This is a genomic window from Clostridium boliviensis (genome assembly GCF_033342255.1).
In the GTDB taxonomy this organism is placed as follows: Bacteria; Bacillota; Clostridia; order Lachnospirales; family Lachnospiraceae; genus Lacrimispora; species Lacrimispora boliviensis.
The window spans coordinates 1-297 of sequence record NZ_JAWONS010000228.1 but is presented as its reverse complement, the minus strand read 5'-3'; the positions used below and the strand labels follow the sequence as shown (position 1 = coordinate 297).

At 58.2% G+C, this 297-nt stretch carries 1 protein-coding gene; it reads right to left on the bottom strand.

The features are described from left to right. Window positions 1-153: carboxyvinyltransferase (locus tag RZO55_RS14620; protein ID WP_500683309.1), on the bottom strand; the 153-nt coding region annotated here is incomplete at its 3' end. Window positions 154-297 lie beyond the last annotated feature (144 nt).

The window sequence follows — 297 nt, the reverse complement described above, 5'->3', positions numbered from 1 at the left end:
CTTCACATCGCGGATCGCCGGCACATTTTCGATCGTGCAGGAGGCCTCCGCGAGCAAAGTAGCCGGAAGAAGGGCGAGCACACTGTTTTTGGCCCCAGCGATCGGAATGGAGCCAACCAAGGGACGACCGCCCCGGATCCTCAAGGTATCCATGGACGCCCTTCCTCCCTTCAATCCCTTTTACCGTCGTTTTAACGGTCGTCAAACCTGGGTCGCTTCGCGCTGGGCCTTTTCCCAATCGGCCAAAAACCGTTCCACACCCCGATCGGTCAGGGGATGGTTCACCATCTGCTTGAT